The sequence below is a fragment of the Streptomyces sp. NPDC033966 genome (genome assembly GCF_055575955.1).
Map to the genome: position 1 here is coordinate 71895 of NZ_JBVIRQ010000012.1, position 12642 is coordinate 84536.

A 12642-nucleotide genomic window follows, 5' to 3' on the forward strand; every position below is an offset into this window, starting at 1 on the left:
GATCAATCAGGTTCATGCCCTTCGTGGAAAGCTTGGCCGTGGGTCACCGGCACGGACGTGATCACATTAGATCGGTGAGATCCGGCCCACGGCCGTCGATGAGTTCAGCATCCTCCAACCCGTAGGCCCTGGGCATGCCGAAATAGGTGGGTTCCCCCGGCTCGGCCTCGACCCCCAGGAGCGCATCGAGTTCCCGCAGTGCCGCAGCAAGGCGGGGCGCGTTCCGGGGTGCACCTGGGGGTGCGGGTTGCCGCGGAAGTCGCAGGTGGACCATACGTCGTGGTGGACGGACAGCGTTGCGGAGGGCCCGATCGAGTCCGGCGACACCCGGAGCTCGACCAGACGGTTTTCGTTGCGAGCGGTCCCTTCCGCGTCGTACCAGGTCCCCGGACCGACTACGACGAAGCCCGTCATCTCCGCACCCGGATGACCCACCGGTCGGCAACCGCGGATCTCGTCCGCGAGTTCTCTCGTCGTCCAGAGACCTGCTGATGAGACTCAGCCCGCTGTCGATGCCGAGCCCGCCCTTGCCGACCTCGAACCAGCTCCATTCCAGCGCCTGGGGTTCGAGCAGACCGTGCGCGGACAGCAGAGCGGACATCCGTGCGGCGGTCGCGAGAGCCGGCTCCAGCCCGGACTCGCTCACGTCGTAGAGATCCCAGAACCACGAGCCGCTCTCCTTCGGCGCGCGCATCAGAATCGACATGGGGTTTCCTTGCGGCTTGGTGGCATTGGTGGGGTAGACAGTGATGGAACCGTCGTTGAAGCGCGGTTCGAACGAGGCGTTGGTGCGGTCTGCTGCCCCCTGTACTGATGGTGTCGGACTCGCCGACGCAGCTGCGTTCCAGCAGGTGCTTCGGCAGGTACCCGACTGGAAGGTGTGGCGAGCTCGCCGGCCTGCGCGGGGTCGAGCAGGGGGAAGGCTCCCAGAACCATTTCCCCAAGGGCTCAGGCGTGATCACAAACGTGGCGCCTCAGCCAGGCGGAATCGGCTGCTGCGGGGCGGCATTGAACAGGTAGTCGTACATGTCCCGTAGATAGGCGTGAAGGGATTCGCGATTGGGGAATTCGATATCGGTGAGCTGTTCGTATTCATCCGGACCGAACGAGCCGTCCGCCACAAGCTGTTCGAATCCCTCACGAACGCATTCGACATAGGATTCACTGGAGGCCGTAAGGGTGGGCCTCAGGTATCCGGTGGTGTCGTATCCCATCTCAAGGCTCAAGTAGGTCCTCAGGAAGCCCTTGAAGCGCTCCTCCATTGACACTCTCCTCTGCGGACGACGGCCAGGCGCCACCACGAGTTGACCGACATCACGAGTTCAAGTTCAGCAGACCGGCAGACCCGCCCCGGCCGCCCGGCGGCCGGGGCGGTACCGAGGCCCCGACCGACGGCTGCATCGAAGCTTTCCCGTATGTCCATCGCCTCCGTTCAGGCTGCGCAGACCACGGAGTTCGTGCCCCGGCTGGCCGCCCTGCTGCGCGAGCACACCGGCAAGGACGCCTTCAGGCTGGAGCCCGACACCATCGGCGTCGCAGGCCACGAGCTGGCCGACCGGATCCTCGCCGCGCGCCGCGCCACCGAGACCGAGCGACCCACCTTCAAGCCGCTGCGCGGCCGCTCCATCGAGCGCGACGAGGCCGGAACCGTGCAGGGCGGGGTCGCTGCGATGGCCGTGCGGTCCTGTTCCAGCGCGTCCAGATCACCCGCCAAGGGACGGACGCGGAGGAGGAAGGGGGCGGGCTGGTTTCGTTCGGGCGGGAGATCGGCGGGAACTCGGGGGTGGGCGGCTGGAATTGGGGGGTGGGGTTGGTAGGAGCGTACATAAAGGCCAGGGGGGCGTTGTTTTGGGGTCGGCGGAGTGCCTACGGTGGCGGCGCATTCTCAACGGGCCCTCGCCGGTACGCCTCCGGCGGGGGTTCGTGATCCTTTCATTCGGCCACAAGCCATGGATTGGGAGAGGGGGTACGGCGATGAAGATGCTTTTTGCCATTCGTAACGCTGTTTCCGGTCAGAAGAGCCTCAAGAAGAGCGCCTGGTACTTCTGGTACTAGACCGGCAGGCCCGCCCCCGGCCGCCTGGCGGCCGGGGGCGGTACCGACGGCCCCGACTCGACGGATAGACGGCTGCATCGGAGTCCCGCATGTCCATCGCCTCCCTTCCGGCCACGCGGACCACGGAGTTCGCGCCCCGGCTGGCCGCCCTGCTGCGCGAGCACACCGGCAAGGACGCCTTCCGGCTGGAGCCCGACACCATCGGCGTCGCAGGCCACGAGCTGGCCGACCGGATCCTCGCCGCGCGCCGCGCCACCGAGACCGAGCGGCCCACCTTCAAGCCGCTGCACGGCCGCTCCATCGAGCGCAACGAGGCCGCGGCGGTCATGCGCGTCATCGGGAAGGACGTACGGGAGGCGCTGGAGAGGCCGCTGGTGAGGAGCGTCGATCTCGCCGGGAGCTGGCCGCTCACCGGGCACTTGTTCTTGCGCGACCTCATTCTCGGCAGCGACCCGCGCCGGCTGCGCATTCTCATGAGCCGGAATCTGGAGCTCACCCCGAAACTCACCTGGTCGGTCATAGCCGCCGGAGCCGCCATTCCCCGGAGGAAGAAGGCGGGGGCGGAGTCCAGCGGAATTGCGCGGCTGTTCGCCGAAGCCGGCGGTTACCACGACCGGCGCTACGCGATGGGGATCTACCGCAGGGCCGCCGCGCCCGTCTGCTTCACCGTGTCCACGCTCGTCGCCAACGCCCTCTGGCTCGGCTCCCCCTTCGACGGGGGCACCTCCAACCGCGACATCCTCCACGAGGCCGCCCGGCTGCTGCCGCCCTCCTGGAACATCCTGCGCTACGCCTCCCCCGAGTACCGGGCCCTGGACGCGCGCATCGGCGACCTGGACGACGTACTCGTGCTGCCCCTGCTGTCCCACCGGGACCCCGCGCTGTGGGAGGACCCCGACGCGTTCCGGCCCGAACGGTGGGAGCACCTCGACCCCGACACCGCCCCCGGCTACCTCCCCTTCGGGCACTCCTCCGAGCGCTGCTGGGGCCGGCACATGGTGATGCCGCTCGCCGAACTGCTGCTGGACCTGCTCAGGGGCGCAGGGCTGGAGGTCGACCCCGCGCAGCGCAGGGCGAAGGTGCCGCTGGTCGGGCTGCTCGGGGTGGAGGACGTACGGGTGGTCAAGGGGGCGGTGCGGCGTGGGCGTTGAGGAGGTGCCCGTCTCCTTCTTCGACGACCCCCACCCCGACTACCGGCGCTGGCGGGAGCTGGCGGGCGGTGCGCACCGGGTGCGGATCCTCGGGGAGGCGCCGCTGGAGGGGTGGGTGGTCACCGGGCACGCCGAGTGCCGGGCCGCGCTCGCCGACCCCATACTCAGCAAGAACGCCGCCACCGAGGCCTTCGACCGCCGCGACGGCTCCGAGGAGGGGCCCGGGCCGGGCCGGGCGCTGACCGCGCACATGCTCAACTCCGACCCGCCCGCCCACACCCGGCTGCGCCGCCTGGTCCAGCAGGCGTTCACGGCACGGCGGGTGACCGCCCTGCGGCCGGTGATCGAGGGGCACGTGAGCCGGCTGCTGGACCGATTGGATGGAGGGGGACCTGCCGTCGATCTGGTGCGGGACTTCGCCGTGCCGCTGCCGCTCGCCGTGGTCTTCGACCTGCTCGGCGCCACCGAGGGCGCCGAGGGGATCCTCAAGGCCTGGGCCGCCACCCTCAGCGGCGAGGAGGGCGACGGGGAGGTCTCCGTCGGCACCGCCGAGGCGCTGGTGGGGCACATCCGCGCCCTCATCGACCACAAGCGCGCCCACCCCGGCGACGACCTGCTGACCGCGCTGATCGCGGCCCGCGACGAGGGCGACCGGCTCAGCGAGCAGGAGATCACCTCGATGGGGTTCCTGCTGGTGGCGGCCGGTCACCAGACCACCGCCAACCTCATCTCCAACGGCGTCCACGTCCTCCTCACCCACCCCCGCGAACTGGCCGCGCTGCGCGCCGACCCGGCCGCCCGGACGGGCCCGTTCATCGAGGAGGTGCTGCGCCACGAGAGCCCGTTCTCCATCGCCACCATGCGCTACACCACGCAGCCCGTGACCATCGGCGGCACCACCGTCCCCGCCGGGGAGTTCGTGCAGATCTCCATGCTGTCGGCCAACCGGGACCCCGCCGTCTTCGCCGACCCGGACCGCTTCGACTCCTCCCGCCCCACCGCCGGACACCTCGCCTTCGGGCACGGCATCCACCACTGCATCGGAGCACCCCTGGCCCGGCTGCAGGCCGAGATCGCCTTCGGGGCGCTGCTCGCCCGCTATCCGGCGCTGCGCCCGGCCGCGCCCGGCGCCCGCCCGCTGTGGTGGCGCAACCCGCGCCACCGGGGCCTGCGCACCCTGCCGGTGCTGCTGCGCTAAGCCGGGGTTCCGGGTTCCAGTACGCGTACGTCACCTCCGCGCGCCCGGATCCAGTCGTCCAGGCCGGCCCCGGCGAGGGCGGTGCGGGTGCCGTCGGCCGCCACGTGTTCCGCGGGGCCGAACACGGTGCCGGTCAGGCCCGCCACGCGGGTGTCGTCGTCCAGCATCACCTTGAAGCCGTTCTCCTGGAGCACCGCCCCGCTGAGGTCGGCCCCGCGCAGGTCGGCGCCGTGCAGGCCCGCCCCCAGGATGCGGGCGCCGCGCAGGCTCGCGCCGCGCGCGTCGGCCCCGTACAGCTCGGCCCGTACGAGGTCGGCGCCGTCGAGGAGGGTGCCGCGCAGGTCGGCGCCGTCCAGTTCGGCCCGTACGAAGCAGGCGCCGGCGGCGTCGGCCCCGGACAGGTCGGCGCCCTGGAGGTGGGTGCGGTAGAAGCAGGTGCCGACCAGGCGGGCGCCGGCCAGCTTCGTGCCGCAGAACAGGGACGAGGAGAAGTCGGCCCGGGTCAGGTCGGCGCCGCTGAGGTCGAGGTCGGTCATGTCGGTCCCGCCGGGCTTGCCCTCGGCACCGTCCTCGACCCACTTCCACAGCCAGCCCGCCGCCTCCGGGTCGGCGGGCAGCAGCACCCGCCACGGCAGTACGGCCGGCCGCCGCAGCCGGTACCAGGGCGCGGTCGCCGGGTCGGCGCCGAGCTCGTGGCCGCCGTCGTCGACGGTGACGGCCCGGAAGCGGGCGTCGAGGGCGTCGAGACGGGGATCGCCCTCCAGGTCGCTGCCGCTCAGGGCGTCCCGGGCGTCGAGGTCCTCCGCGTACATGTCGGCCCCGTACCAGCGCAGCGGCGCCCACCCGGCCTCCATGCGGCCGATCAGGTCGGTCCAGGCCCACATGCGCGGGTCGGTGCCCGGGGGTGCGAAGGGCACGGTCCGGACCACCTCGGGCAGCCCGCCTACGGCGGCGTCGGGGAAGGCCGCGACTCCGGCCTGGGTGGCGGTGACGCGGAGTGCGGGGAGGTCGTCGCCGTCCAGGTCGTCGACGCTGGCGTAGGTGGACCCGCCGCCGGGGGTGAAGGCGTGGTAGATCCACGGCAGGGTCGCGTGGTCGATCAGTACGGCCGTGCCCAAGCCCCGGGCCAGGGCCCGCGCGACGGTCTCGGCGGACGGCGGATCGGGGACGGCCGGGCCGGCGTACACGTTGAGCTGGCAGGAGATGTTCAACGGCTCGAACCACAGGATCGCGCACTGGACCGGGGTGTCCCACCGCCAGCCGTCGTACTCCCCGTCGAGCCCGACCTCGACGGCGCCCTCGCCCATGGCGAAGACGGCGTCGAGTATCGGGCCGAGGGCGGCCGGGTCGGGTCGGGCGGCGACGAGGAAGCCGTAGCAGCGTCCGGTCATCAGGCGGCTCCGTGGCCGGTGTACCGGGCTTCGATGCCGGCGATCACGAGCCGCAGGCCTTCCTCGAAGCCCTGGTCGTAGTCCTGGAAGAGGTCGGCTCCGGCCTCGGCGGACAGGGGGAAGTCGGCGAGGCGCTCGGCGCGTTCGGCGACGTCGTAGCCCTCGCGGCGCTCGCCGGGGAGCGGTTCGACGCCCTGTTCCTCGGTGACGAAGCCGAGGGTGAAGAAGTACGCGGTGGTGGTGGCGCGGACGGCCTGGGGGAGCGTGAAGCCGGCGCCGGTGAGGGCGCGCAGGTGCTCCTCCATCTGGGTGGCGTGCTCGGCGCCGGTGAAGCGGGAGCCGCTGAAGACCTTGGCGCCGTCGCGGTAGCGGAGCAGGGCGGCGCGCAGGGCGCGGTTGGCGGCGAGGAGCCGGTCCTGCCAGGGGAGGTCCGGGGGGAGGGCGGCGTCGGCGGCCATCCGGCGGTACATCTCCGTCGCCATCTCGTCGAGGAGCTCCTGCTTGTTCTTGAAGTGCCAGTACAGGGCGGGTGCCTGGACGTCGAGCTCCTTGGCGATGGCGCGCAGGCTGAGCCCGTCGAGGCCGAGGTCGTTCAGCAGGCGGAGGGAGGTCTCGACGGCCTGCTTCTTGTCCAGCTTGGGGGTTCTGCGGGTAGCCACGCTTGACAGCTTAACAGCGTTAAGGGCACTCTCGTGGGGCCAGCTACTTAACAGCGTTAAGGAGAAGTGGGATGAACACGGACGTACTGATCGTCGGCGCGGGCCCGGCCGGGCTCGCCCTCGCCGTGGACCTCGCCCGGCGCGGCGTACGCGCCCTCGTCGTCGAACGCTCCGCAGGCCTCTTCCCCGGGTCACGTGGCAAGGGCATCCAGCCGCGCACGCTGGAGGTCTTCGACGACCTCGGCGTGTACGACGCGGTCCGCGCGGCGGGCGGGCCGTACCCGGTCGGGATGATCTGGCAGGACGGGAAGCGGATCGGTGAGCACGCGATCCTCGACCCCGACGAGACCGGGACGGCCGACGAGGGCACCCCCTACGCCGAGCCGTGGATGGTCCCGCAGTGGCGCACCCAGGAGATCCTGCTGGCCCGGCTGGTGGAACTGGGCGGCGAGGTCGCCTTCGGCCGGGAGCTGGCCGGCATCGCGCAGGACGCGGAGGGGGTGACGGCCGAGTTCGCCTCGGGCCCGCCGGTCCGGGCGCGGTACGCGGTCGCCGCCGACGGCGGGCGCTCCACGGTGCGGCGGGCGCTCGGCATCGGCATGACGGGGGAGACCGTCGCCCCGACGCCGATGCTGGTGGCCGACGTACGCATCACCGGCCTGGACCGGGACAACTGGCACGTCTTCCCGCCGGCCGAGGGCGCGGGCGGCTTCCTCGCGGTCTGCCCGCTGGCGGGCACGGAGGACTTCCAGGTGACGGCCGGACTCCCGCAGTCCGACGCCCCCGTGGACCTCTCCCCGTCCGCGATCCGCACCCTGATCGCCGCCCGTACGCACATCGCCGCGGACGCCGTCACCGAAGTCCGCTGGGCGTCGGACTTCCGGCCGCGCGCGGCGATGGCCGACCGGTTCCGGGAGGGGCGGATCTTCCTCGTCGGCGACGCGGCGCACGTCCACTCGCCGGCGGGCGGGCAGGGGCTCAACACCAGCGTGCAGGACGCGTACAACCTGGGCTGGAAGCTGGCGGCCGTGCTGCGCGGGGCGGCCCCGGACACCCTCCTCGCCACGTACGAGGAGGAACGCCTCCCGGTCGCCGCCGAGATGCTCGGCCTGTCGACCCGCATCCACCGCGGCGAGGCGAGCCGCGGCGCGGCCACCCGCCAGCTCGGCCTGGCCTACCGGGACTCCTCCCTCGCGGTGGAAACCCGCCCCGCCCTTCCGGCGGACGCCCTCCACGCCGGCGACCGCGCCCCGGACGGCATACGCGGCGGCACCCGCCTCTTCGACGCCTTCCGCGGCCCGCACTGGACCCTGCTGACGGTCGGCACCGCCGAGTCCGCCTCGCTCCCGGGCGCCCGTACGGTCCGCATCCCGGCGTACGAGGCGTACGGCGACGGCGTGTTCCTCATCCGCCCGGACGGCTACGTGGCCTGGGCGGGGGCGGCGGGCTCGACGGAGGGCCTGGCGGAGTACGCGGCGGGGGTGGGGGTCTCACTCCAGGGCGAGTAGCGCCAGCTCCCCGAACTCGCCGACCTCGACGGCGGCATCCGGCTCGGGCCGCCCCGCCACGGGGTCACCGGGACTCCCGCTCAGCTCTGCGAGGGCCGCGCTCGGGGACAGCCCCCGGTCGTACGCGGCCTGCAGCCGCTCCAGCCAGACCAGCCCGGCCCGGTAGGCGTCGAGGTCGGCGGCGTCACGCGGCTCGAAGCTGGCCGCACTCTCGGCGTCGGACGCCCAGAGGTAGCCCAGGACCTCCTGGGAGCCCGCGACGGGGACGTACCGCACGGGGCCCGACACCTGACGGCCGTACCCGGCCTTGAACCTCGGGGTCTGGTTGAAGATTCGATTCCGGTAGGGGATCTCGAAGCTTCCCCACACGTCGGACGGGGAGCCGTCGTCCTGGTAGTGGTTCTCGACGCCCGATTCCGTCGGAATGCCGAACCAGGTGGCGTCCTCGGGGTCGATCTCCACGTCGAGCTCTTCGGCGATCTTTGCGAGGGCGGAGGCCAGGCGGGGCCGGTTCGCCGTGAAGATGGCCTCCTGTGCCCGTCCCCGCAGATCGAACGGCATCCACGCGTCGGAGTATGCGGTCAGGCCCACGTTGAAGTACCCCTCGGACACCTTGGCAGTGAGTGCGAAGAGTCCTTCCACCACCTCGGCGGCGCCGGTACCGGTCTCCACGACGCCGTCGCACGGCGCGTACAGATCCACGCCACCCATCTCACCGGGCGCGATACCTTTTTTGATCTGCGCCACCAGCACTTCGGCGAGCGCCGTCCCCTCCATGACATCCGCAGGACCGACGGCGTAATCCGCCCGGAGCAGGATGCTCCGGTTGCCCATCTCTGTGACCTCTACGGCCACGCGCCCGAGGTGCGGGGTTGCCAGTCTGTACAGGTCGAGGACCCTGAGCGCCAACAGGAAGCGGCGGACGGCCTCGCGGACCAGATCGGTCTCATGCCTGGGCTCTCCCCAGGACCACCGCGCGACGGGTGTGCTGGCAATCAAGGCTGTCCTCCTTGGACTCAGGCGTACCAGACCTAGTGCTGGAGGTGTATGGATTTCAATCTCTGCTCGGCCCGGAGGCCGCTGTGGCGGCGCTACGCTGGTAGGCCCTCGCTGGCGATTTCCCGAAGTGAAGCCAGATCCAGGCTACGGGGCTTATCAAATCCCGGTTGCCCGGTAAGCTCGGTGAGCGCTTGGGAGGGTGACAGGCCGCGTGCATATGCGGCGTTCAATCGCTCCAGCCAGATGTGTCCAACCTTGAAGCCTTCTTCGCCGGCCAAGTCCCTGGGCTCGAAGCTCGCGGCCGCTCCGGTGTCAGAAGCCCAGACGTATCCGAGTACCACGCCGCGTGAATTCGAGACGGCTACGTACTGGACTTCGCCGTCGGAAGTGCGCTTGTATGCGGCATCGAAAGCAGAGGCGTGGTGGAAGTGTCGCTTTCGGTAGGGCATTTCGAAGCTGGACCAGACGTCGGAAGCGTGTCCGTCTCTGTCAAAGAAATTCTCCACACCTGTCTCGGTTGCTTTGCCGAAATAGGTTGGATCTTCCGGATCTGTATCCGAGTCGAGCGTTTCGGCGAGACATTGCAGGACCGTGGACAGTCTGGGTGCGTTAGCGGCGTAAGAGTCCGGTTGGGCATTTCCCCTGAGGTCATGCCTCATCCAGATGTCCGAATACGTGATCAGTTCGACGGTGACGAAGCCTTCTTCCGCGGAGGCTCGCAGAAGAAGCGCATGATCATCCGGATTGCTGGCTGCGGAATCGCGAATTTCCGAATAGGATACGCGAGCGTCGACAGATCCGATGCGTCCGGGGTGAAGAATCTTCAGTGTCTCGCGATAGAGGAATTCGATCGATTGGGATGAGTTTTGCTCTATCGGTAGGCTGAAGTCGACCTCAAGTAGATAGTTCTGCGGCTTTCCCCACTCCGGAATGGAAATGTGGACCGTAGTTCGAGCCGGGGTCATCAGGTGATCCCTGAGGACCGAGTGTGCGGCCACGAGATCAGTAAGGCAGTTCAGGACGAGGTCGGTGGATTCTGTATCGCGCCCCCAGGTCCAGCGGGCAACGGGCGTGCTGGCGATCAAGGCCTCACCTCCGGTGTGAAGTGACCGTCATGCGGAACGAAAATAATACCGTCCGGCGTGCGGATGACGAACTGGACTCTCTTTGACTCGAAGCGCTGCTTGAACTCGTCGAGCTGTTCGAGCATCTCGGCCTTCGGTGCCTTTACTTCGGCCACGAGTGTCTGGATATCCGCATTGGAATCCAGTAGCTGACCCATGCTTTTCACGATGTTGCGTCTGATTTTAAATGGTTCGACAGGTGAGTCGACGCCCGTCATGTCCTTGAACTGCCAACCGTGAACCCTGCCGTCGGCCTCTCGCACCATCACGTCGAGATCTGTAGCCGAACCGGTGTATACACCGGGCTTGATCGGATATCCATCCTTGATTTCGAATGATATGTTAGTGAATCCATCATCGTACAACCGGTTGGCGAGGCGGATCTGTTCGATGCACCCCGATGCGTCCTTTGGCTTGGAGAGGTTCGAGACAACGCGTCCGAATCCTTCGGAATCTCTGAACCTTCCCGAGGCGACGGTCTCTGCAACCTCTCGCCCCGCGGCGTTATTAGCCAGTGTCTCAAGGATTGCAGGGACATCGCCCTGCTTGGTCGAGAGGCCGCGCACCTGTTCCCGAAATTGCTGCTCCAGCTTCCCTCCGAGTTCGAGGGGGCCCGACCCTTGAGCCCGCTCCCACCCGGCGGGGCCATCCGCGTTGTCACCTGCAGCACCCGAGGCGTGACCCTGTCCGCCCCCCGGCCCGTCGCCCTGGCGCGGGACAGTCGGGCTGTCGGCGTGCGCGCCGCCCGGGCCGTCGCCATGGCCGCCCGTGGAGGGGGTGTCGGTGTGGCCGCCTCCGGTGGGGCTGGTGTCGGTGTTGCCGTGGCTACCTGTGCCGCCGCCGCTGGGTTCGGTGTGGCTGTTGTGCGGCATGTGGTCCGCAGTGCCGCCTGGGGTGTGGGGCCTGCCGCCGCCGGGGCGCCGACTGTGGCTTCCTGGCGGGTGGGGACTTCGGTGAGGGGGTGGTCGGGGTCCTTGGGGATGGCGGTGAGGTCTTGTTTGGGGAGGCCGTTGTGGTTGAGGAGTTCGCCGGTGACCTTGTCGAGGTATTGGGGGCGGCCGAGGGCGTCGTCGGGGAGGCGGGCCGTGTCGTTGGGGTGGGGGAAGGTGACGCCGGGGGCGTCGGCTTTGGGGAGGTCGTTCCAGGCGACGTCGTCGACTTTGGGGAAGGCTCCGTCGGCTTTGCCGATGTTGGCGAGGAGTTCGCCGATCTTGAGGTGGTTGAAGGCGAGGGATCCGGCTTTGCCGGCTGCTTGGCCGACGTAGGTCATGGGGTCGATGAGGCGTCCGGCTTTGCCCGCGACGCTGATGGTCTTGGCGAGGCCGCCGGTTTTGACTCCGGTGCCGGCGCCGCCGGTGAAGACGGTGGTGAGGACGTTGAAGGTGACGGCGCCTGCGGCGCGGGCCGGGTTCTTGCCCCACTCGTCCCAGGCGACGAGGGCCTTGCCGGTCTCCTTCATGGTGTTGCGGGAGTCGCGGAACCAGGCGGGCATGGCCTTGTCGTCGGTGTTCCAGAAGACGAAGGCGGTGCCGGGGTTGGTGGTGAGGGCTATGCCGGTGGCGAGTTTGGCGAGGCCGGTCCAGGCCTGGCCGGCGGCGGCGGAGCCGTCCCATCCGACGAGGGTGCCCAGGCCGTGGACGGTGCCGACGATGCCGTCCATGACCACGCCGTCCCAGATGAAGGACTTCGCCCAGTGGCCGACGTCGTACCAGCGGTGGGACTGCTGGAGTTGGGAGCCCCAGGGGAGGTCCTGGACCTTGTTGAGGTCGGCGGCCCGGTAGCCGTACATGCCGTCGGCGTGGGTGCCGTCGTCGACGGTGAGCGCGGGCAGTCCGCACAGTGCGCGGATCTTGCTGGCGCAGGTGCGTTCGGCGGCCCAGAAGGCTTCGGCTGCGGCGTTGACGTCGTGGATCAGGTCGTTGTTCTCGTCGGTCTTCTTCCCGTCGTCCTTCCAGTGCGCGTCGCCCTGGATTTTCGGGGTGAAGGCCGTTGCCTGTGCCTGGAGTTGTTTGAGGCGGGCCACGATCGGGCGGGCTTCGGTGGCGAACTCGCCGAGGGCCTGGGCGGCTAATTCGAGCTGGTCGGCGAAGTAGTCGCTTTCCGTCTGCACCCGGTGGGTGGTGGCGAAGAGCTGGGCTGCTTCGGGTGCGGAGTAGAAGAAGGCCAGGTGCTGGAACGTGTTGTCGACGTTCGCGCCAGTGTCGCGGAGGGTGGACGCCGCCGCTGCGATGGCCGTGCGGTCCTGTTCCAGCGCGTCCAGATCACCGGTGAACTGGAAGGTCGCGCAGGGGTTGATCGGTATGTGGTCTGCCACTGCTGTCCCGCCCCCCGGCAGATCGATCTACGTGTTGGGTCCTGTCTACTGGCGAGCTGGTGCGAACATGAACTCGAAATGTGGTGCGTGAGGGGCAGGGCTGGAAAGCGCTGCTGGTTGACCGAATTACCGCCGCCGGGCCGGGCGGGAGTCGGGTGCTGCGCGCGACGACCTCGCGCTCGTGGAGGCCCACGCCGAAGCCGTGCGGGCAGACGTCCTACGGGTGCGGCGTTCACGGGCTCG

12 protein-coding genes and 1 pseudogene are annotated in these 12642 nt (G+C 69.5%); 5 read left to right on the plus strand and 8 right to left on the minus strand.

The window, feature by feature from the left end:
- Window positions 1-61 precede the first annotated feature (61 nt).
- A complete protein-coding gene (locus tag ACZ518_RS29505) occupies window positions 62-706 on the minus strand; it encodes a hypothetical protein (protein ID WP_469116065.1) in 645 nt (214 codons plus the stop codon).
- 268 nt (window positions 707-974) lie between these two features.
- Entirely contained in the window at window positions 975-1262 is a 288-nt protein-coding gene (locus tag ACZ518_RS29510; RefSeq protein WP_469116066.1) for a hypothetical protein, read from the minus strand.
- 153 nt (window positions 1263-1415) lie between these two features.
- On the opposite strand from ACZ518_RS29510, the pseudogene ACZ518_RS29515 reads away from it, so the two are divergent.
- The 4 genes and pseudogenes from ACZ518_RS29515 to ACZ518_RS29530 form a co-directional block, all read left to right on the plus strand.
- Window positions 1416-1652 (plus strand): annotated as a pseudogene (locus tag ACZ518_RS29515) (cytochrome P450); the annotation flags it as partial.
- A gap of 328 nt (window positions 1653-1980) precedes the next feature.
- Window positions 1981-2055, plus strand: coding sequence for a tryptorubin family RiPP precursor (locus ACZ518_RS29520; protein WP_350325497.1), 75 nt, complete (start codon window positions 1981-1983; stop codon window positions 2053-2055).
- An 89-nt stretch (window positions 2056-2144) separates the two neighbouring features.
- Complete coding sequence (locus tag ACZ518_RS29525; protein ID WP_469116067.1) at window positions 2145-3206, plus strand: cytochrome P450; 1062 nt, start codon at window positions 2145-2147, stop codon at window positions 3204-3206.
- A complete protein-coding gene (locus tag ACZ518_RS29530) occupies window positions 3196-4404 on the plus strand; it encodes a cytochrome P450 family protein (RefSeq protein ID WP_469116068.1) in 1209 nt (402 codons plus the stop codon). Before ACZ518_RS29525 ends, ACZ518_RS29530 begins: the two co-directional genes overlap by 11 nt.
- Here ACZ518_RS29530 and ACZ518_RS29535 read toward each other — a convergent pair.
- Window positions 4401-5795, minus strand: a complete 1395-nt coding sequence (locus tag ACZ518_RS29535) for a pentapeptide repeat-containing protein (protein WP_469116069.1) — start codon at window positions 5793-5795, stop codon at window positions 4401-4403. The two genes, ACZ518_RS29530 and ACZ518_RS29535, sit on opposite strands and share 4 nt — an antisense overlap.
- On the minus strand, window positions 5795-6454 hold the full coding sequence (locus tag ACZ518_RS29540) for a TetR/AcrR family transcriptional regulator (RefSeq protein ID WP_469116070.1): 660 nt from the start codon (window positions 6452-6454) through the stop codon (window positions 5795-5797). Before ACZ518_RS29540 ends, ACZ518_RS29535 begins: the two co-directional genes overlap by 1 nt.
- Window positions 6455-6525: 71 nt before the next feature.
- Here ACZ518_RS29540 and ACZ518_RS29545 point away from each other — a divergent pair, with 71 nt between their 5' ends.
- Complete coding sequence (locus ACZ518_RS29545; protein WP_469116071.1) at window positions 6526-7962, plus strand: FAD-dependent oxidoreductase; 1437 nt, start codon at window positions 6526-6528, stop codon at window positions 7960-7962.
- Here ACZ518_RS29545 and ACZ518_RS29550 read toward each other — a convergent pair.
- The 4 genes from ACZ518_RS29550 to ACZ518_RS29565 form a co-directional block, all read right to left on the minus strand.
- On the minus strand, window positions 7945-8961 hold the full coding sequence (locus ACZ518_RS29550; protein ID WP_469116072.1) for a hypothetical protein: 1017 nt from the start codon (window positions 8959-8961) through the stop codon (window positions 7945-7947). The genes ACZ518_RS29545 and ACZ518_RS29550 overlap by 18 nt on opposite strands.
- A gap of 92 nt (window positions 8962-9053) precedes the next feature.
- Window positions 9054-10046, minus strand: a complete 993-nt coding sequence (locus ACZ518_RS29555) for a hypothetical protein (RefSeq protein ID WP_469116073.1) — start codon at window positions 10044-10046, stop codon at window positions 9054-9056.
- Window positions 10043-10354 (minus strand): hypothetical protein, encoded by a 312-nt coding sequence (locus ACZ518_RS29560; protein WP_469116074.1) that lies wholly within the window; start codon window positions 10352-10354, stop codon window positions 10043-10045. Before ACZ518_RS29560 ends, ACZ518_RS29555 begins: the two co-directional genes overlap by 4 nt.
- Window positions 10351-12399: a hypothetical protein gene (locus ACZ518_RS29565; RefSeq protein ID WP_469116075.1), complete on the minus strand. Its 2049-nt coding sequence runs from the start codon at window positions 12397-12399 to the stop codon at window positions 10351-10353. Before ACZ518_RS29565 ends, ACZ518_RS29560 begins: the two co-directional genes overlap by 4 nt.
- Between the last annotated feature and the right edge of the window lie 243 nt (window positions 12400-12642).